Annotated in this window: 15 protein-coding genes; 10 read left to right on the top strand and 5 right to left on the bottom strand. The window is 56.4% G+C overall.

All coding sequences use genetic code 11. From position 1 onward, the window contains the following. A partial coding sequence (locus ACF8AM_RS09055; RefSeq protein WP_392555326.1) for a glycine-rich domain-containing protein occupies positions 1 to 506 on the bottom strand: 506 nt, incomplete at its 3' end. A 259-nt stretch (positions 507 to 765) separates the two neighbouring features. On the opposite strand from ACF8AM_RS09055, the gene ACF8AM_RS09050 reads away from it, so the two are divergent. Beyond that, positions 766 to 1,917, top strand: coding sequence for a DUF2891 domain-containing protein (locus ACF8AM_RS09050; RefSeq protein WP_392555325.1), 1,152 nt, complete (start codon positions 766 to 768; stop codon positions 1,915 to 1,917). A 129-nt stretch (positions 1,918 to 2,046) separates the two neighbouring features. Here ACF8AM_RS09050 and ACF8AM_RS09045 read toward each other — a convergent pair whose 3' ends face one another. From ACF8AM_RS09045 to ACF8AM_RS09035, 3 genes are all read right to left on the bottom strand, one after another. Beyond that, the gene (locus tag ACF8AM_RS09045; RefSeq protein ID WP_392555324.1) at positions 2,047 to 3,813 is read right to left on the bottom strand and encodes a 4Fe-4S binding protein; all 1,767 of its coding nucleotides are present in this window, start codon (positions 3,811 to 3,813) and stop codon (positions 2,047 to 2,049) included. Between the two features lie 199 nt (positions 3,814 to 4,012). Then, the gene (locus ACF8AM_RS09040; RefSeq protein WP_392555327.1) at positions 4,013 to 6,436 is read right to left on the bottom strand and encodes an FAD-dependent oxidoreductase; all 2,424 of its coding nucleotides are present in this window, start codon (positions 6,434 to 6,436) and stop codon (positions 4,013 to 4,015) included. A 41-nt stretch (positions 6,437 to 6,477) separates the two neighbouring features. Then, positions 6,478 to 8,601: an arylsulfatase gene (locus ACF8AM_RS09035; RefSeq protein ID WP_392555323.1), complete on the bottom strand. Its 2,124-nt coding sequence runs from the start codon at positions 8,599 to 8,601 to the stop codon at positions 6,478 to 6,480. A gap of 157 nt (positions 8,602 to 8,758) precedes the next feature. Here ACF8AM_RS09035 and ACF8AM_RS09030 point away from each other — a divergent pair, with 157 nt between their 5' ends. The 9 genes from ACF8AM_RS09030 (at position 8,759) to ACF8AM_RS08990 (ending at position 19,015) form a co-directional block, all read left to right on the top strand. After that, entirely contained in the window at positions 8,759 to 10,174 is a 1,416-nt protein-coding gene (locus ACF8AM_RS09030; RefSeq protein ID WP_392555322.1) for an arylsulfatase, read from the top strand. A gap of 143 nt (positions 10,175 to 10,317) precedes the next feature. After that, a complete protein-coding gene (locus ACF8AM_RS09025) occupies positions 10,318 to 11,028 on the top strand; it encodes a hypothetical protein (protein WP_392555321.1) in 711 nt (236 codons plus the stop codon). 219 nt (positions 11,029 to 11,247) lie between these two features. Next, positions 11,248 to 14,190 carry a DUF1549 domain-containing protein gene (locus tag ACF8AM_RS09020; RefSeq protein ID WP_392555320.1) on the top strand — a complete coding sequence of 981 codons (2,943 nt, stop codon included), beginning with the start codon at positions 11,248 to 11,250 and terminating at the stop codon, positions 14,188 to 14,190. A 10-nt stretch (positions 14,191 to 14,200) separates the two neighbouring features. Further along, on the top strand, positions 14,201 to 15,571 hold the full coding sequence (locus tag ACF8AM_RS09015; protein WP_392555319.1) for a DUF1501 domain-containing protein: 1,371 nt from the start codon (positions 14,201 to 14,203) through the stop codon (positions 15,569 to 15,571). A gap of 89 nt (positions 15,572 to 15,660) precedes the next feature. After that, positions 15,661 to 16,452 (top strand): hypothetical protein, encoded by a 792-nt coding sequence (locus ACF8AM_RS09010; RefSeq protein WP_392555318.1) that lies wholly within the window; start codon positions 15,661 to 15,663, stop codon positions 16,450 to 16,452. A 76-nt stretch (positions 16,453 to 16,528) separates the two neighbouring features. Next, a complete protein-coding gene (locus ACF8AM_RS09005) occupies positions 16,529 to 16,912 on the top strand; it encodes a hypothetical protein (RefSeq protein WP_392555317.1) in 384 nt (127 codons plus the stop codon). Between the two features lie 129 nt (positions 16,913 to 17,041). Further along, complete coding sequence (locus tag ACF8AM_RS09000) at positions 17,042 to 18,586, top strand: HEAT repeat domain-containing protein (RefSeq protein WP_392555316.1); 1,545 nt, start codon at positions 17,042 to 17,044, stop codon at positions 18,584 to 18,586. A 7-nt stretch (positions 18,587 to 18,593) separates the two neighbouring features. Next, positions 18,594 to 18,845 carry a hypothetical protein gene (locus tag ACF8AM_RS08995; RefSeq protein ID WP_392555315.1) on the top strand — a complete coding sequence of 84 codons (252 nt, stop codon included), beginning with the start codon at positions 18,594 to 18,596 and terminating at the stop codon, positions 18,843 to 18,845. 2 nt (positions 18,846 to 18,847) lie between these two features. After that, a complete protein-coding gene (locus ACF8AM_RS08990) occupies positions 18,848 to 19,015 on the top strand; it encodes a hypothetical protein (RefSeq protein WP_392555314.1) in 168 nt (55 codons plus the stop codon). 182 nt (positions 19,016 to 19,197) lie between these two features. Here the strand turns inward: ACF8AM_RS08990 and ACF8AM_RS08985 are convergent, their stop codons facing one another. Then, entirely contained in the window at positions 19,198 to 19,377 is a 180-nt protein-coding gene (locus ACF8AM_RS08985; protein WP_392555313.1) for an integrase, read from the bottom strand. Positions 19,378 to 19,419 lie beyond the last annotated feature (42 nt).

The following is a 19,419-nucleotide window of genomic DNA, read 5'->3' as shown; positions in this document are numbered from 1 at the left end:
AACTTGCGTCGGTCAATGCGGAGCGACGCGATCGATTGAGCGAAGCGTTCATCCGTCGGCGGCCAAATTTCATCCGGGGCTCTGCCAAATGCCCGCTCATAAGATGCAAGCGTTTGTTCGTATTGGTCTTGATATCGCACCCGTTCTTGGGAGCCACCTTTGGTCGGTCCGTGGTGAAGCGGTGATGGCAGGATTTCTTGGCACAAGTCCACCCAATAGTTCTCGGTGTAGACCAAGTGTTGATGCCAAACTTGATCGACCGCATCCGACGGAGTCACACTGTGTCCCGCGGTGGCGGCCAGATATAAAAACCTTCGGTACTCGTCGATGCAGTGACGGGCGTGTTGGATGCTCCAATCGTTTTCCCGGGCCAATCGTTGCGAAAACGAGAGACCGCGAGTGGGCGGATCTGCGGTCCAATCCGCGGATTCGCCTCCAATCGGAAAATGAAGAATTTTCTGCCACAACGCGTCATTCGTGACGTTTTCATGCATTGTTTTCATCATTGATTTCCTCCAACACAGAAGGGCACGTCCGCGGCCCAAACGAGGCGCTCGAGAAACGGATTTTGCTGATCGGGAATGGCCGGTGAATCTCCACCGCTTCAGAAATCACAACTGACGTAGTGGACGAGGCGACGAGTCCGAAGCGGCAAAACTCGGCACTCAATCCTTGCGCGATGCTAAGATGTTCGCAAAAGGATTGCGATAGACAGGTGTTTTTGATCCTGGTCGCAACTTGCCCGTGCCGAATTGAGGAAGCTTCATGTTTGCCTGGAAAGATCCATTCTTTCGCCAATTGTTCTCCACTTTGCTACTCGGTTCGGTCATGACAGTTCCAGCGTGGACGCAGTCGCCAGACGGAAATCCGTCAGTTGAACAGGATTCAAACGCAACGATTACCTTGACGTCGGAAATGGCGGATCAATGGGCAGAGTTGGTGCTGCATGGTGTCGACACGGAGTTTCCAAACAAACTGTCGTTGGTCTATTCCAATCCTGATCAAATCGGCACGCCCCAAGAACACTTTCCGGCGTTTTATGGATGCTTTGATTGGCACAGCAGCGTGCATGGGCACTGGGTGTTGGTGCGTCTGCTGAAGATGCATCCCGAGATGCCTGCGGCCACCAAAATTCGCGAAACGTTGTCGCGTCATTTGACGGTTGAAAACCTGAAGCGCGAAGCGGAGTTCTTTGCTCGCGAGGAGAACAAGTCATTCGAACGCATGTATGGCTGGGCTTGGTTTTTGCGTTTGGCGATGGAGTTGGATTCGTTCGACGATGAAGATGCCATTCAGTGGCGTGGGGCACTCAAGCCGCTCGAAGAATTGTTGGTTGAACGGATCACGGCCTACCTGCCGCTGTTGACGTTCCCGATTCGAACGGGCCAGCATCCCGACACCGGGTTTGCACTGGGACAAGTGTTGGACTACGCGAGGTCTCGTAACCTGGACGAGCTGGAACAGTTGGTGATCACGCGGGCTCGCGATTTCTATTTGACCGACATTGATTACCCGGTCCAGTACGAACCGTCCGGTCACGACTTCTTTTCGTCGGCGTGGAACGAAGCGGACTTGATGCGGCGAGTGCTAACACCGGCGGAGTTTTCAGACTGGCTGAACAAGTTTGTTCCGAAGCTGAAACAACAACTCACCGATGGGACGATCTCGCCGGTCAGCGTTAGCGATGTAACCGACGGCAAACTGGGTCACCTCGCCGGGTTGAACCTCAATCGTGCCTGGTGTTTGCAATCCGTCGCGAATCATTTGCAGGAGCAGCATCCTTTGGTAGCCACCATTCGAACGAACGCGAGAGAACACTTGGTCGCGGGGTTGGCCTACATCAACAGCGGTCACTACGAAGGCGACCATTGGTTGGCAACGTTTGGGTTGTATGCGATCAGCGGCGTCGGGATGTGAGCTGCGTTGGTAGCCGGATTCGCCAGAATTCGGATCGTGACCGGGTTTGGAAACGCATGTGGAATAGGTTTCCAGCCTGTCGTGATCGGAATGACAGGTTGGAAGCCTATCCCACTATTTCTACGCTTGTCAGGTGATGATCCGGTAACTGATTGCGAAGATCAGCAGCCCTGCAACCGCGAGGTCCATTCGAGAAACTTGGTGGCTGGTTCCCTTGAGTCGCAACCAGTCGAGCAGGCGACCGGTTGGGCATCCCAGCCGGCAGTAGGCCATCGGAACGAAGAAGGCGATCGCAAGCGTGCTGATTGTCCAAGCGATCGCGGACCACGATGCCAAGTGCCAAAGGTAGCCGTGAAATGGTTCGACAAAAGAAACATCGGTGGCGGGACGAATGAGCAAAGCGAGGTAGACCAACAACAGTGTTACCGCGGGCAAGAATCTCAACAACTTGGAAAGCCACGATGGGAGATTCCACTTGCGACGTGATTTGTTTTTAGGGCGGATCAACTGTTGGGCCGCACCGTGAGGACAAAGGTGATTGCAGTACGGATTGCCCCTCCGCGTTGGCGGGATCACCACGGAGACGATCGCGAGAACGACCAAACCCAATGCGAGTTGCCAGGTGATTCCTGACGTGGCCCAACCGGCCAGTAGAGCGAGCGACAAAAGGTTGCCAGCGTACAGGCCGATGACCAACCAGACGCCGAAAAGCCACAAGCGACGCAGCCATGTTTGCCGCATCGCTCCAAAGCGAATCAGCAGCGGCAACAGGACCAAGGCGATGAGCGTGGCGATGTCCGCGTCGGACAGGCGCGTCGTTTGGGTGGATTCTTGGACGGCATACAGTCGCTTCTGAAAGGGTGTTTGCCCGAGCGTTTTCCATTCCTCGTCCGCCAACAATTCCGTCGCGAATCTTGGTAGCGTGTAGGCGATGGCCATGCTGGTCATGGTGGCTCCCGAGACGCCTTCGACCTCTTCGGCGGGAGGATCAAACGCCGCGAGTTCTTCCAGCGTCATGCCTTCGAATCGTTTCCAAAACGATCGTTCTTGGCGAACATAATCGACGTAGGGTTCGTTGTCGAATGAGTGCCGGATTTTGGGCCGCAAAAGTCGGTGTTCCAGATCCAGTCCGATCAGCACGCTGGTCGGTCCTTGGTAGCCGATTTCGTCATCGACCAGCGCGCCGGTTCGGATCAAGTATCCAAGCGTCGTTCCGCTTTCGTCCTTCACCACGGCCATGCGATCGCCCTGGATTTGGGAGGCAGTGGGGAAGAAGGATTTGGCCTCTGCCAACGTCAGAGGTTCAGGGAAGACGAGTGAACCAGTGGCGACGCCCAGTCGGCTGAGGATGCCACCTGCCATCGCGAGACTGGTCAGCGTTGCACCGGAGACGCCATCGATCTCGGGAACGCTGCCGTCTGCGAGTTTGCCGCCCCAGGTCAGGCCTTGGAATTGCTTCAAGAACTCGGGAGAGTTTTTGACGGCGTCGACATGCTCATCGGTGTCGTGGCTTTGCAGGACGGCAATGGAGCGAACGATGTTTTGCTGGTCGAACAGCAACAGTGCTTCCGTTGGTCCGCGATAGCCGACCGATCCGTTGGCTTCGGGCAAAGTTCTGGCAACGGAACCAAGCGGGATTCGATTGCTATCCGAGATGACCCAGCGTCCGCTTTCGTCCGCGGTGTCGGCGATCGTGCGAGCGGCGGGCTCCAAACGTTGGATTTGATCCAGTGATGGTTGAGACGCCACTTCGATCCGCTGATGTGGCGATGGTAGACAGGCCAGCAGCCCGATCAACATTCCAATTCGGATCGCATGCACCACGCGTCCTCGCCAAGCAGTTGTTTGGCGGGACGCGGTGCGGGAGTATTGAAGTTGCGCTTTTGCGTGAGGCATTGGCTTTTTCATAACCCGACGCGTCAGTATTGAAGTTGCGCTTTTGCGTGGGGCATTGGGTTTCTCATAACCCGACGCGTCAGCGAGGCGAAGTCAACATCGTTTTTCCCTCGCTGACGCTTCGGGTTTTGAGAAAAGCGCAACTTCAAAATGCGGGAGAGGAGACCGTCTGCGATGGGAAAGCTTGGGCCGGTTTAGCTCAAGGTTGTTTGACCCATCCAATCGCGTCGAGGTGCACCGTGCCGCCCGAGTCTTTCGTCGAGAAGCTGACCGTCACCTCGGCGTTTGCTGGCAAGAAGTACTTGCCAGCCGGAATCGCACCGCCTGGCGTGTCGCGTTGGTTGATTCGAACGGTTTTGGGTTCCTGTCCGGGAGCAGCGACTGTGATTGCCAAAGTCGTGGCACGATTTTCATGAGGAGCACTGTAGATCTGTAGCTCGTACTGACCGGCTTCTTTCAGTTTTGTCTGGAAGGTGGCGGTCGCGCCGGAGTTGGCTGATGCGTAGCGGTATTCCCAACCGACGTAACCTTTGAGGCCTTGTCCCTTGGCCCATTTGCCCGTCGTTTTGGCTTGTCGATCATCGATCACGATGCCGGGCAATTTCTCGGGATCCAAGCCTGACATGGGGCCGTACGGGCCGGCTTTTTCCATCGCGTCATCCGGGATCACGATGGTTGCGGAAGGCGTGCTCCGGCGAGCCTTGCCGGGCAACTCAAGCAGTTCCAGCAAGTCATCCAAGTGTTCTTCGTAGATGTCACGCGGCGTGCAATCGTTTAGCGTGCAGAGGGAAGCGGCTTTACCAACGACCTCGCCCATCATGCCGCAGGTCTTCATCACGCGAACGGTGCCGAGGGCTTCGTGCGTGACGCTGATGTTACGACCAGCCATGAATAAGTTGTCGACGTTGCGGCTGTAGAAACAGCGATACGGAACCGGATAACCGTACGAGCGGTCCACACGGCGATCGTGCACTGCGATGCTGATGAACGGGTTTTCGGGGAACTTGGTGGCGTATTCTTTCTTGGGATAGTGCAAATCGATTGACCAAGTGCTGGGGACGCAGCCATCAGGAAATTCTCGTTTGCTGACGATGTCCTCTTGGTTCAGGACCACGTCGCCGAGCAGTCGACGGCTCTCTCGAGGTCCACCGATGTAAGCCACCCAGGTCAGTTGAGCGTTGGGGTGATCGGCGGCACCGTCACCATTCTTCATCGCGTTGAACGCGCCGTAGACGGCTCGCAGGTTCCAATCACGGATCGCTTCGGCGTCGCCCAGCGGATCAATGTCGAATCCACTTTCCCAAAACCATTGACCGTGATGATCACGTGGGTAGGGAAAGTCTTCCATGTTGAGTTGCAACGCCCAGGGAGTCTTGGGAAACTCCGGAGCGTCGTCGACTTCGTCCCAACGCCACATGTTGCTCATGCCCATACGGCCTTTGTCGGTGATGTCGAGGTCGGCACTCGCCCATTCGCCGATCCAGCCGTGGCCGGTGCAGTCGACGAATCGGTCGCCGGCAACTCGCAGGTCTTCGCCGGTTTTGGTGTTCAGGGCAAACACATGTTCGATCTGCTTGGTTTCGCTGTCGGCTTTCATCTTCACCGCGTACGCGTGATGGTTCAGCAACAGATCAATGTTCGGTTCGGCTGTGACGATTTCTTCTTTTTGCTCGTCGCCGAATTCTTCATAGGTGCCGGGGGACTTGGAGGCCTTGTCAGAGAACTCTTCGACGATCTCGCCGATGCGAGGGAACTTGCCGCGACGGATGTTGCCCATCGCCCACACTCGCACTTCGCTGGAACCGTTGCCGCCCAACACGCCGCGGTCTTGAATCAACGCCACACGGCATCCCATGCGGGCGGCCGAGATTGCCGACGCCATTCCAGCGTAGCCACCACCCACGACGACTAAGTCGTAAGGACCTTTGGTAACCGGTTGCTCGGGAAGGCCCAATTTGTCACGACGCCATGGAGACAACACGTCGTCCACGGCAGGCGGCGTTTGATCCAGTTCGGTGGTCAGATAGATGCAGTCGCAGCGACCATCAAAACCGGTTTGATCTTTCAGCGACAGTGTGTGGTCACCCTTGTCCAACGAGATCACGCCACCGTCTTGCCAATCCCAAGTCGCGTGCTTCGTTCCAAAGGTGGTGTTGAGTTTATTGCCGTCGACGTGGAGTTCGAATTTTCCCGGGGAAGGCGACGCGTCCCAGCGACGAACCCAGTCAATCGTGCGAACCCAGACCCGGTACTTGCCGGACTCGGGAATCGCAACGTTGGTGGTCGCATCATCGACCGGTTGCCCCAGTCCATGAGCGATCAAGTACGGTGACCCCATTTGCTGGATGAATTGAGTGTCCAATTTCCAGCCACCGTGAGTGTCAAAACTCTCGGCTTCGACGAACACATCCGCTGCTTTCGTGGATGTGGTCGCCATCGTCGCCGAGGCCATGGCCATCAACGCAAGACAAAGCCAGACCGGAGTGGATGAACGGTTCGAATTCGATGATCGGGAGCTCTGGTGGTACTGCATTCCAGGGGTCGCTTCTCGTTGTGGGGTGGGTTTGCAAGGTAGGCTGGGGAACCCGATAGCATAGCCAAAGGTGGCTTTTTGTTCGCCCATCTTACGGGCTGGCGGCAAGGATTTTCCCGTCCGAACGAGACTCACTTCAGGACCTTGATCTTCGCGATTGGCCAGCGAATCACCGGTTCATTCTGTGGCGATAGCAGTCTTAAGCCTCGGATTTGAGCCAGTCCTTTTCCTTCACTAACGTCCAATCGCAATCGATAGATTTTGGTTGCGTCACCGAGAGCAATCGTGTGCGAATGCCATTTCCCATCGGATTCGATCTCGATCGGGATGTGCTGGCCCTTGGGAAGCGATTGTTCGGCACGGGTTGTGTAGAACACTTCGCCGTTGCCTTCGGCTTCGCTCAGCAGATCAAACGCCAATCGGTACGGGCCCAGTGGCAGGTTTTCCGGCAGATGATCGATCGCGATTCCAGGGTCATCCCCTGTGAACGTTAGGTGCAACTCCGATTCGCGTCGTTGAAGTTGCGTGTTTTTACGGGCTCGGATGGAACCGCGTGCCTTTTTCGAGGTGTTTGCTTTTGACTTGGTTGTCTTCTTCCTGCCGGCGCTGCCTCGGACATTGTTCATTGGGTTGACTGAGAAATCTGTCCACTCCGGGTGAGTGGCTGTCACCGAAGTCGGTCCTTCGGAAGAGTCTCTGAACCCGGGATCGAAGGCTCGGGTGTGCAGGACTTCCTTCGCCATTTCGTTCCACGTGCGCGCCATCTCAGTGACGCGATCACGGTGCTGGTGTGCGAGGTTGTTTTGCTCGATGCGGTCGGTGGCGATGTTGTAAAGTTCCCAAGGACCTTGGCGGAAACTCACGATCTTCCAGTCGCCGTCGCGAAGCCCTCGGTCCGAAGAAAACAACAAGTGAAGCGGTTGTTCACGATCGATGGTTTCCCCTTCGAAGATCGGCAGCAACGATTGGCCCGATATCGGTCGCAGATCACGATCAGCGAAAGTCGTCGGGATGGTGCTGCCAGTGACATCGGCGATGGTCGGCAGAATGTCAATCAAGTGAGCCGGGCTGCGCTGGATACTGCCTGCTTTGGTTTTCAGTCCCGCTGGCCAGTGAACGATGGCGGGCGTGCTGATGCCGCCTTCGGTTTGATTTTGTTTGTACAGCCGGAACGGTGAATTGCGAGCCCAGGCCCATCCGGTGGAATCGCTCCAGGAGACATCGCCACTGGTGGGTTCGGCTTCGATCTTCTGGCTGACTCGATCGTACGGGCAGGCACCATTGTCGGAAACGAACCAGATCAACGTGTTGTCGAGTTCGCCGGTCTCATCAAGATGTTCGATCAACCGCCCGACTTCTTGGTCCACGCGATCGATCATGCCCGCCAACGCCGTCATGCGTTTGTTTTCAAACGCTTGTCGTTTTTCGGACAAAGTGTCCCAAGCAGGGATGTGCGCGGGACGCTCGCTTGGTTGTGATGTCTTTGGCAACAAGCCCAGTTCGTGTTGGCGCTGGACACGTTGCTCACGGATTTTGTCCCAACCCTCGTCGTAGCGGCCTTTGTATTTGGCGTAGTCCTCGGGCAAGGCTTGCAGCGGTGCGTGCGGCGCATTGAAAGCGACGTAAAGAAACCACGGATCGGCGGTCTCTTCGGCTTCGTTAAGGAACTGCAATGCATAGTCGACATCCGCGACGGTGGTGTAGAAGTCCTTGTCAGGAACGATCCACGGTTCGCCGTTCAAACGGAATGTGTTGTCGCCGCGAAAATAGTTGCAGGCGCCGCTGAGGTGACCAAAATAGCGTTGGAATCCAAAGTCGGTGGGCTGTTTGTCGAGGTGCCATTTTCCGGACATGGCGGTGAAGTATCCGCTGGCGTGCAACACTTCGGCGCTGGTGACGGCATGCGACAGCGAGGTGTCTCCCGCGGCGATGCAGTATTGTCCGGTCAGCAATGACACTCGTGAGGAGTGGCACTTGGCCGTGTTGTAGAACTGCGAGAAACGCAATCCGTTGTCCGCCAATGCGTCCAGGTTGGGCGTTTCGATTTCGCTGCCGTAGCAACCGAGGTCTGAGTACCCAAGGTCATCGACCATGATCAACAGCACGTTGGGACGCGTCGGTTGAGTGCTTTCATTCTCTGCACCCTCAGCGAAATTCGCGACGCTGAACCAGAGCATCAGGAGGGTGGTGCAAGAGATTCGCGTAACGTTCATTGCGTGTTTTCCTAGGTCGTCGTTCATTGTCTTCGTCGGCATGTTAATCTGAAAAGAATCGTGGCACCCCTGCCGAACTCACTTGATGACCAAAGATTAGAACCGAAATATGAACCTCGCGAGGATCGTCCCATCTCAAACATCGTCTCGCTACCTCCCGTCTATCCCGCGTTGGGCGTTGGCGTTTTTCTGGATCGCCGTGAGTTGCCAAATCGTCTCAGGCGAGGAGTCGAACACAGCCGATTCGTCCGTCAGCAGCGAGGCACTCCGACCCAATATCATTTATGTGATGGCCGATGACCTTGGATACGGCGACCTGGGATGCTACGGCCAAACTCGGATTCAGACGCCGCATCTGGATCAAATGGCTGCGGATGGAATTCGATTCACCGATCACTATGCCGGGCATACGGTGTGTCGCCCTTCTCGGTTGACGCTGTGGACGGGCAAACATGTCGGCAGCACCGGATTGATTGGCAATGCGGCTCGCAATTTGACGGGCGAGCAACCGACGGTGGCGTCGTTGCTTTCGGATGCCGGGTACGCAACTGGTGGAGTCGGTAAATGGGCTCTCGGCAATGTGGATGTTCCCGAAGAGATCGAGAACCCAGGTCATCCGCTCGCCAATGGATTCGATGCTTGGACGGGCTACATGAATCAATCCAATGCCCACAACTATTACCCGCCGTTCCTATGGAAAAACTACAGGCAGAGTTTCTATCCAGGCAATGTGATCAGCACCGATCCGATCGCTCGGGGACGCGTTGCGGTCAAACGAGAGACCTATTCGCACGACGTGATGACGGATGCCGCCTTCGATTTCATTCGCGAACATCAGTCCGATCCGTTTCTATTGCACATTCATTGGACGATTCCGCATGCTAACAACGAAGGCGGTCGATTGAACGGCGACGGAATGGAGGTGCCGGACTATGGCATTTACGCCGGTGAAGGATGGCCCAACCCAGAGAAAGGTTTCGCGGCGATGATCACTCGGATGGATCGAGACATGGGCCGCATGATGGCTTTGCTGGCAGAGCTCAATCTGACCGAAAAAACGCTGGTGATCTTCACCTCCGACAATGGGCCGCATCATGAGGGAGGCCACAGCGATTTGTTCTTCAACAGCAGCGGTCCGCTTCAAGGCAGCAAGCGTTCGATGCACGAGGGTGGTATTCGTGTGCCTTTCATCGCGAAATGGCCGGGGACGATCGAACCGAATTCGATCAGCGATCATCCTTCTGCGTTTTGGGATTTCTTGCCGACCGCGTGCGAGTTGGCTGGTGCGGAACCTCCTGCAGACATCGATGGGATTTCCTACCTGCCCGCTTTGCTGAGTCAACCTGAGAAGCAAACCAAGCATCGCTATTTGTATTGGGCCAGCAGCGAAGGGCCAACCTCGGTCGGAATTCGGTCGGGACGCTGGAAAGCGGTGAACTATCCCGGTGGAACCAAAAAACGTCGTGGCGCGAACGGCAAACCCGTGGTTCGCGAGGACGGCTGGAAGTTGTTCGATTTGGAGGCGGATCCCGGTGAAAAGCGGGATGTGGCGAAGGAACATCCTGAGGAACTCGAGCGGTTGGTCGAGATGGCTCGGGAAGATTCGCTGTTTTAGGCTTCGATTCTCGCGGGGAACGGGATCCATGGATTTTTTGCTGTGCGATCCGCTGTCGCAATTAGGATGGGATTGGAAGAGTCGGCTGCAGAATCGACTCTCTCCGGTCCCACCTTTTTGACCCACCTTTGAAGATCGACATCATGAAGAAGACATCGGCCGCCGCACTCACGTTGGCCCTCTCGTTTTCCGTCCCCAGTTTCGCAGGCGATTGCTTTCTCCGGAAATCCTGCTCGCCGAACTGCGTTCCAGTGACCGCCTGCTCCACCGATGTGACGAGTTGCTCGTCGGTTGCCGGTGGGATGTCCGCACACGACATGGGTGGATTGGACAACCCCAGCCAATTGAACATCGCACTGACGACGGAATTGGTGACCCTTCGCGAGCAGGTTGCCGAGGCCAATCAGTCCCTGGAAGAGAAAGACGCTGCGATCGCGGAATCAGGCGAACTGGTGGCATCGTTGAAACAACAACTGGAAGAGTTGAATTCCAAGCTCGAGGCCGAAACCAAACGGGCGGAGAAGGCCGAGACGGAACTTGCGTCGGTTCGCGAAGAAGCTGGGAAGGCTGAGAAAGCGGCTCAGCAACAACAGAAAAAGCTCCAGCAGCGAATTGTGTCGCTGAAGAAAAATATGGAAGCTCAAACGGGCGAATTGAAACAGCAGCTCACCAGCACCCAAGCGGATTTGGACAAAGCCAACAAGGCATTGGAGCAAGAACGCAAGGAACGAGAAGAAGAGCGTCGTCAGCAAGAACAAAAAGCAACGCCTGCTCCCGTCGTCCAGCCCAAAGAAGACGAAGCACCAGCTTCGGAAGGTGACCAGGAGCCAGCGGAAGATGATTCCGAAAACTGATTTCGCGGTCACGTAACAGAGCTGAATTTCGATCGGCCCGCCAACTTCGATGCTCCGACAGGAGCCGAAGTGGCGGGCCGGTTTTGTGGGTGCTTATCGGAATGGCGGTGAAAATCGCAACTCTCTCTAGGAAGGGTGGGGTTTCGCACGTTGGGGCGGGATCGTGTACTCTAGGGATCCCTCCCTGATCCCCCCCGCCTTTTGCCCGACGGTTCTGCGATGAAGAGTCCGTGCGCCTCGCCCAAACGATCGGCCATCGTCGCGCGATCCGGTCGCGACCAACGCCTCTGGAACGCTGTGCGGTGGTGTGTGCTGGCTGTGTTGACCAGCAGTTGCTCTGTCGCGGCCGTTGCTGACGAAGCAAGCGAGGTCTCCTTTGATTTCTTCGAGACTCGCATTCGTCCGGTACTGATCGAGCATTGCTATGAATGCCATGCGGAGGATTCGGATGACCTCGGTGGCTCGTTGCGTTTGGATGTGAAGGAAGGGTGGGAAGTCGGCGGTGACAGTGGGCCGGCTATCCGACCTGGCGATCCCGCGGCGAGCGAATTGATGGCGGCGATTCGGTACGAGTCCTCCGAGATGCCACCCGCGGGAAAGCTGCCCGACCACGTGGTGCGAGATTTTGAAAAATGGATTCGCGATGGCGCCGTTGATCCAAGATTGATGGATGAAGAGGAACAGCTCACCAGCTCCCGGACGAAGTCATTCGATTGGGAGCAGGCTCGCCAGTTTTGGGCGTTTCAGCCTCCTCGCTCGAGCGAGTCACCGGTTGCGTTTGATTCTGATTCCGCGATCGATGCCTACCTGCAAAGACGCTTGGACGCGGAAGAATTGACGACGACTCCAATCGCAAACGCGAGTGTGCGGCTGCGACGGTTGGCGTTTGATCTGACTGGGTTGCCACCTGATCCTGAAACGCTTCGGCAATTTCAAGCGGATCCCAGCGATGCACATTGGCCGCGATTGGTGGATCGCTATCTCGCCAGCCCGCAATTCGCGGAACATTGGGCGAGGCACTGGATGGACGTGGCTCGCTACGCCGACAGCAACGGCAGCGATTTCAACGCGACCCATCATGATGCTTGGCGGTATCGCGATTATTTGGTGCGGTCTTTTGCCGACGACATGCCAATCGACCGGATGATTCGCGAACAAATCGCGGGTGATTTGATGCCAGCGTCTTCGGATGAAGATCGACGTGACAAATTGGTCGCCACCACGTTTTTGATGATCGGCACTAAGATGCTGAGTGAACGAAACAAGACCAAGTTGCGGATGGATGTGGTCGACGAACAACTCGACACGGTCGGTCGTGCATTTCTTGGAATGACGTTTGGTTGTGCTCGATGCCACGACCACAAGTTTGATCCAATCACCACGCGAGATTACTACGCGATGGCGGGGATCTTTCGAAGCACGCGAACACTGCATGGTGAGTCGCAGCAATACGTCAGCACTTGGAAGAAAACTCCGCTTCCCATTTCGAAAGCGCACGAGCAGTCCATTCGCAAACATGAGCAATCGCTGCAAGGCCTCGACAAAGAGATCAAAGCAGTCGAGTCGGAACTGAAAATTCTGACCGAGAAGGCGGAGCTCGAAGGCATCACGATCGATGATGTGGATGCGGTTCGCGAAGGCCACTGGGTTGAATCGACTTACACACCCGGGTTTGTCGGCAAGGGGTATCTGCACGACGAAAACCGAAACAAAGGCGAATCGTTGATCCGGTTTGTCGCGGTCTTGCCCAATGCCGGACGATATGAACTTCGCGTTCACTACAACTCCAGTGGCAACCGGGCATCGAATTTGCCTGTTTCGGTGCAATTGAACAACGAGACTCACGATCTGATTTTGGATCAGACGGTTCGTCCGACGACGGGCACCTACAGCGTGCTGAACGAATTTGACTGCGAGGCGGAAACTCAGTCTCAGGTCACGCTTTCGAACCGTGGGACGGATGGTTATGTGATCGCCGATGCCGTGCAGTGGGTTCAGGTCGATGGCCAAGCGGACCAGGGTGACTCGGCTGCGGAGATTGAACGAACGATCGCGATGCGAACCGCGTTGACTCAGACACTCAAAGAGCTGAAGTCGAAACGAGCCGATTTGCTCGCCAATGCTCCGTCACCGGTTCCGACCGCGATGGCGCTGGCGGATTTACCAACAGATGAGCAGGAGGATTGCCCGATTCATATTCGAGGCGAGGTCAGCAATTTGGGCGACATCGTCCCGAGAGGCATTCCGCAGGTCTTCAGCGAATCCACCACCGCGTTTGAGCCATTGGAAGGAAGCGGTCGGTTGGAATTGGCACAGTGGTTGACCGATCCCGATCACCCGCTGACCGCACGCGTCAGCGTCAATCGAATCTGGATGCACCTGATGGGCGAAGGGTTGGTGCGGACGGTCGACAACTTTGGCGTTCGGGGGGAGAAACCGACTCATCCCGAGTTGCTGGATGCGTTGACAATCGACTTTGTCCGCAACGGTTGGCGTCAGAAGCGTTTGATTCGAAACATCGTTTGCAGCGACGCGTATTCGCGATCAATGGTTTCGGATGATGACCCGCGAGTCTCGCTCGATCCTGAAAACCGATGGCGAGGTCGGGCCGTTCGCAGACGCATTCCCGCCGAAGCGATTCGCGATGCCATGTTGGTTGCTGCCGGCACGCTCGACCCTAGCGGTCGTGAAAACTTGATGGACAGCTACGCGACCTTGGTCAGTCAAAACAACGCCAACTCCAAAGCCACCACCAAGTTCGGGCTGGAGGATCCGAAGCGAACAATCTACTTGCCACTGATTCGATCTGAGGTGCCACCGCTGCTGGCGAATTTGGACGCGGCGGATCCAGATTTGTTGGTTGGGAAACGACCGACGACGAATGTCCCGGCGCAAGCGTTGACTTTGATCGGCAGTCCCGAAGTACGCCAGTGGGCGATGCAAACGACGAAGCGAATGATGAAGGAGACAACCGACGACACGCAGCGTGTCCGATGGGCCTGCGCGGTATTGTTCTCTCGCGACCCTCGACCGGTCGACGAACGAATTTTGCACACTTGGTTGAATAGCGATGTGGCGAAGGCCATGTCGAGCGACGAGGAACGTTATCGCGAATGGATCGCGGCGATGTTTGCGAGCACCGAATTTCGATTTTTGGATTGAGGCGAAACGGATGAAATTGAACCGTCGAGATTGCTTGGTCCAATCGACTTGGACGACTGGAGCGTTGGCTGTGACCGCGTCGGCGATGCCCGCTTCGAGTGCGTGGGCAAATGACTCGGGTGTGCAGACACCTGTGCAACATCATCCGGCAAAGGCCAAACGGGTGATCTTTTTGTTCATGCATGGCGGTCCATCGCACGTCGACACGTTTGACTACAAACCGCGTTTGATCGCCGACAACGGAAAGGATTTGCCGTTTGAATTGCCGCCTCAAATCAGTGCCAAGCCGACGTTGCTGGCGAGCCCTTGGAAATGGTCGCAACACGGTGAGGCTGGATTATGGGCAACTGATCTATTGCCGGAGATGAACAAGCATCTGGATACGCTGTGCGTTGTTCGGTCCATGCACACTCGCGGTCAGTCACACGGCCAAGCGGTTGGGATGGTGAACACGGGCAGCGACAACTTTGTCCGTCCCAGTGTTGGTGCATGGATCAGTTATGCATTGGGAGCCGGGCATCCAGATTTGCCGGCTCACGTTGCGATCGCACCGGCGACGGCCCATGGTGGACCTCGCAACTACGGGGCCGCGTTCTTGCCCGCCAAACATCAAGCAACCGTGGTGGGCAAGAACGGTCAGATCGGCGATGGGAAAATCGCTTACTTGGATGCCGCTGAGGGACACCAGTTTGACTTGGTCAATCAGATCAATCGAGGCCATGTGCAATCGGCTGGACGCGACCGCGCGACCGACGGTGCCATCGAGGCGGTCGACTTAGCCAATCGGATGCGAGGGACCGCGCCGGAGGTAATGGACCTGTCAACCGAGACCGAAGCGACCAAGAAGCTGTACGGGATCGGTGAAAAGACGACCGACTCGTTTGGGCGCAGTTGTTTGATGGCGCGTCGGTTGGCGGAATCCGGTGTTCGATTCATCACCGTCAGCAGCGGCCAAGTGTGGGACCAACATGGCAACTTGAAGAACGGGCACCAGAAAAATGCAGCCAAGACGGACCTGCCAATCGCGGGTTTGTTTGCCGATCTGAAGCAACGCGGGCTCTGGGAAGACACCTTGCTCGTGTGGGGCGGCGAATTTGGACGGACGCCCGTCGTTCAGGGAAGCAACGGTCGCGACCACAATCCGCAGGGATTTTCGATGGTGCTGGGTGGTGGCGGGATTCACGGCGGCATCACGTACGGTGAGACCGATGATTATGGCTACTACGCGGTTCGCGATCGCGTCCACATGCATGATTTGCACGCCACCATGCTGCATCAACTTGGAATCGACCACGAGCGTCTGACGTATCCCTACGCCGGTCGCGATTTTCGCCTGACGGACGTCCACGGACGTGTGGTTCATGAGATTTTGCAGTCCTGAACGGGCGTGGTTGGCCAGTTTTGGGATCGGCTGGTAAGTTGACGGTCACTGAAGACCGAATTCAAACTTGCTGGCTCGACTGAACTGAAATGAACGCTGCTGAAAATCGCTCCGGGCCTCACCGGCCAGGTGGTAAAAAGGCCAAACAGACGACTGTGGCGGGGATTGTCATCGCTGTGTTGCTGGGCGGCTACACGCTGCTTCGTCCAACTATCAACGAGAAAACGGGCTGGAACTTGCCCGCGTTGCCTGCCAAGCAAGTCGCCAAGGACTCGGTGGCGGAGAACTCCAACCCGCCAATCACCGACCAAGCGTCCAGTCCGCGAGCGGTGCCTCAACCCTCTGATTCGACGAAGTCGTCGACTCCTCGAGATGAAGGCCACGCCCAACCGCAAGGCAACGATACGGCGAAATCATCGGGGCCGTTTGTGTCCAATGCGACGCGTGGATCACCTGCTGCAGATGCGAAACCCTCGGCCAAGACGTCCGATTTGAAGTACGGTCTGCTGCGAGAAATCAGCACGGACCGTTATTTGTCGCCGGCGGGTGTGCTTTACACGCCGGGAAGTGCGGAAGGTCACCGGCTCGAGCATCTTCGACGCCACACCAAAGACCAACCCAATCGCCCGGGAAAGCATGGTGTCTTTGATGGCGACATGGAGGGGGCACTCGTGACAATCGACAAAGCGTACGAAAAGGCTCAGGCCAATCAGCGGACCACCAAGGAAGTCGATGGCAAGCGAACGATCTACACCGTCGACATGGGAAAGCGAGTTGGCTTTGTCGGCGGACGCGACGGCCAAAGAAGCCGCAACCCGATGGCTCGCCGAGTGCGTTTGGTGCTGGAAGGCAATCGCTTGATCACCGCGTTTCCGCTTTAGATCTCGTTCCCCAGCGTTCAATCAACTTGTGACGTCGAATCGACATGCAAAACGCCACCTTGAAATCCAATTCTTTGTGGCACCACCCGAATCATTCCGTTCTTGTTTGGAAGTCAATTCTGTGACTCACCCCGATTCCAATTCTGATGTTCGATACAGCGTCGGTTCGTGTCCGATTTGCGAACAAGGGCTGTGTTTGATCCACGCCTGTGGTTTGGTTGACGACAAGCCTTCGTATGGTTTGGTGATCTGTGATGAGTGCGAAGCGATCTGGTTGCAACCCAATGTTCAAGGCGTGCACATTTATGCTGACCCTGAGGCACCCAAGTGCCCGATCGATCAATCGCCGCTATATCACGGCAACAATCGCTGGGCGACTCTGGATGACATTGACCGATTGGGATGGTCCGATGCGGTGAATCCTGATCTGACGTATCAACCGGAATCAAATGATTCGTAAGCCGACATTGCAAATTTCGTTCTGGTAGCCCTCAGCAGTTGCGACGAGATAACCGGCGGTTTTACTTCGTACCGCCCTGCTCTGCCCTGCCCTCCCCTGCCCCAATTTACATTTTTCACTTTTGGAACCTTGACCTTGTCGGAAATTTCCTTTGACCCGATTCTCGCCGCCGGTGCTGACCCGGTTCAGGCCGGCGTGACACTGAAACAGTTGGCAGACGATCCAAACTTGACCGGCCCCATGTTGGTCGCTGCACTCGCGGAAGACTCATCGCGTTTGATGGATGCGGACCCAGCGATCACGGGTGGATTGCTTCGATTGATTCACCTGAAAACGCTGAGGGCCGAGGGCGATCCTCTGTCGAAGATTGAGCCCGCGGCGTTGGGCAAGATCATCGAATCACTCTCGCCTGAAGTCTCCAATCGGCACTTGATGCTTCAGTTGCTGGCGATGCGCCGGACACCGGAATCATTGGGTGTCTTGGTCACGCAATTGGGGCAGTCACCACCGAAGGGTTGGATGGCGGCGGCGCAGATCCTGAGCCCGTTGATGCAACACAACGATTGGTCCATTGACGCGGTTTTCCCCGCTCTATTGGATTCGATTTCGGAACCTTCAATGGCGGCACCCATTTTGGATTTGGCGGGGCACATCACTCGAACAGGGTTGGTCAACGAACATCCTGCGAAGGGACGCATTGCATCGCTGAACGCTTTGCTCGGCCACGTCGCGGGACGTTTGGCCAAGTTCGAAGAAGACCCCCGCAGTTTTGGGACCGAGGTGGAGCAAGTCCAAGCGGTTTTGGGGGAAGCGGTGGCGCTCGCGGTTTCGTTGTGCGACGCCATTGGCTTGATTGGCGATGAAAGCTCCATCGGTGAGTTGAACAAAACCTTGGACCTGAAGCATCGCCGAGTCCAATGTGAGGCGGCAGGGGCTCTAGCAAAGTTGGGCGTGGATACCGGCAAAGAACGGCTGGCAGAATTGGCGGGCGAACCAGCCGCTCGTTTGCGAGCGATCGCTTACGCCGATGAGTTGGGACTGGAAGATTTGATCGACGCGGAACTCCGTGAGCCCCGTGCGATCGCCGAGGCGGAGATGGCGTTGTGGTTGACTCAACCGCAGCAAATGGGCGTGCCACCGACAGGAGTCGAGGTGGTGGATTCTCGCCGGATGTTGTGGCCCAGCTTTGAAGATCCGGTCGATGTGTTTCTGGTCCGCTTCGAATACAACTTTGGCGAAAAGCAATACAGCAACATTGGCGTGACCGGGCCGACGATCTTTGCCATGTCATGCGATGTCGCGGACTTTCCACCCGAAGACATCTACGCGATCTATGCGGGCTGGCATGCAGATCACCCCGACATTTTCACGGTGCCCTCGAAGGAATTCAACGAAGCTCAACGCCGGATCGTTGAACCGTTGCAGACCTACTTGGAACGCGTGGGGTATGAAGAAGTGAAAGTCGACCGACTGGGGTTCTTCTTGGATGAAACAGCGGCGGTGTTCACCGCGGTGCGGAACGAGAAGGAATGCGTGGTTGTGACCGATGGTTTGGAAACAATTGATTTGCCCACTGGTGGTCGCGCGCGTCCACCGCAGCCGGAGGATTTGTTCCACCTTTACAAGGGCCGCAAGATGTTACGAACATTCAATCCCAACGGCATTTCGGAATGAATCAGCGATGAAACCGTTTGGTACCGGAGCGATCCAGGAAACTCAAAACCAACTGCGACATGAATTCAGTGAATTCGCCGAGCAATGGCAACAGACCAAATTGGTTTGGCGTGACGAGCCGGCACGTCAGTTCGAAGAGCAGTGCTTGGCTGACTTGGCGCCAACGCTCAATCGAGTGTCGTCGGCCCTTCAGACCTTGGTCGACGCGATCCATCAAGCCGACCGGGTGTTGAAAGACCCCGAGGAAACAGCAGGCTGATCGTGTTGGAGATGGCGAAGGTCGAGCGTGAAGACTTGGTCGCTGGATTCGCCAAGATTCAGAGTTGCGAGTTGATTTGCGTCCAAATTCACGGCGAATCCGACGACGGTCATGCGAACGCGTCGGTTGGTGACAGACGCGTTGCCGCTAGCAGCCCACGTCTCACCTGACAGTGGTTCTTTGCCAAAGAACACCACCCTCACCATGGAACGTTGCCTGAACCCAACCACCACCCGCAACCAACTAGCGCCCTCAGTCGCCCTGCCCTGTCTCCACCCACCACTCGTAACCGACTGAGGCTCTCAGTCGGCAACCCTTGTCTTCACCCACTCACCGTAACCGACTGAGGCTCTCAGTCGGCCCAAACGCACCTCAACTCCAACTCCTCGTCCCGCACCAAACGATCCAACGGGCTGACCACCTTCGCCTCATGTGGATTCCGCACATGCGTGTCGATCTCCGTCGTCTTCACGTCACTGAGCCCCAGCAACTGCTGAATCTGACGAATGTCGGTTCCCTGCCACAGCAGCAACCCAAGTGGCTGAGGCTTCCAGCCTGAGAATCCCACCTCTCA

The sequence above is a fragment of the Rhodopirellula sp. JB055 genome (assembly GCF_043100905.1).
Taxonomy (GTDB): domain Bacteria; phylum Planctomycetota; class Planctomycetia; order Pirellulales; family Pirellulaceae; genus Rhodopirellula.
The sequence above is the reverse complement of the archived record's forward strand: the minus strand, read 5'-3'. Positions and strand labels throughout refer to the sequence as shown.

Excerpts from the sequence above, each read along its gene's own strand:
- ACF8AM_RS09045 (WP_392555324.1), bottom strand. The coding sequence starts at position 3,813 with ATGCCTCACGCAAAAGCGCAACTTCAATACTCCCGCACCGCGTCCCGC.
- ACF8AM_RS09010 (WP_392555318.1), top strand. The coding sequence starts at position 15,661 with ATGAACGCTGCTGAAAATCGCTCCGGGCCTCACCGGCCAGGTGGTAAA.
- ACF8AM_RS09050 (WP_392555325.1), top strand. The coding sequence starts at position 766 with ATGTTTGCCTGGAAAGATCCATTCTTTCGCCAATTGTTCTCCACTTTG.
- ACF8AM_RS09015 (WP_392555319.1), top strand. The coding sequence starts at position 14,201 with ATGAAATTGAACCGTCGAGATTGCTTGGTCCAATCGACTTGGACGACT.
- ACF8AM_RS09040 (WP_392555327.1), bottom strand. The coding sequence starts at position 6,436 with ATGGGCGAACAAAAAGCCACCTTTGGCTATGCTATCGGGTTCCCCAGC.
- ACF8AM_RS09035 (WP_392555323.1), bottom strand. The coding sequence starts at position 8,601 with ATGCCGACGAAGACAATGAACGACGACCTAGGAAAACACGCAATGAAC.
- ACF8AM_RS09025 (WP_392555321.1), top strand. The coding sequence starts at position 10,318 with ATGAAGAAGACATCGGCCGCCGCACTCACGTTGGCCCTCTCGTTTTCC.
- ACF8AM_RS09020 (WP_392555320.1), top strand. The coding sequence starts at position 11,248 with ATGAAGAGTCCGTGCGCCTCGCCCAAACGATCGGCCATCGTCGCGCGA.
- ACF8AM_RS08995 (WP_392555315.1), top strand. The coding sequence starts at position 18,594 with ATGAAACCGTTTGGTACCGGAGCGATCCAGGAAACTCAAAACCAACTG.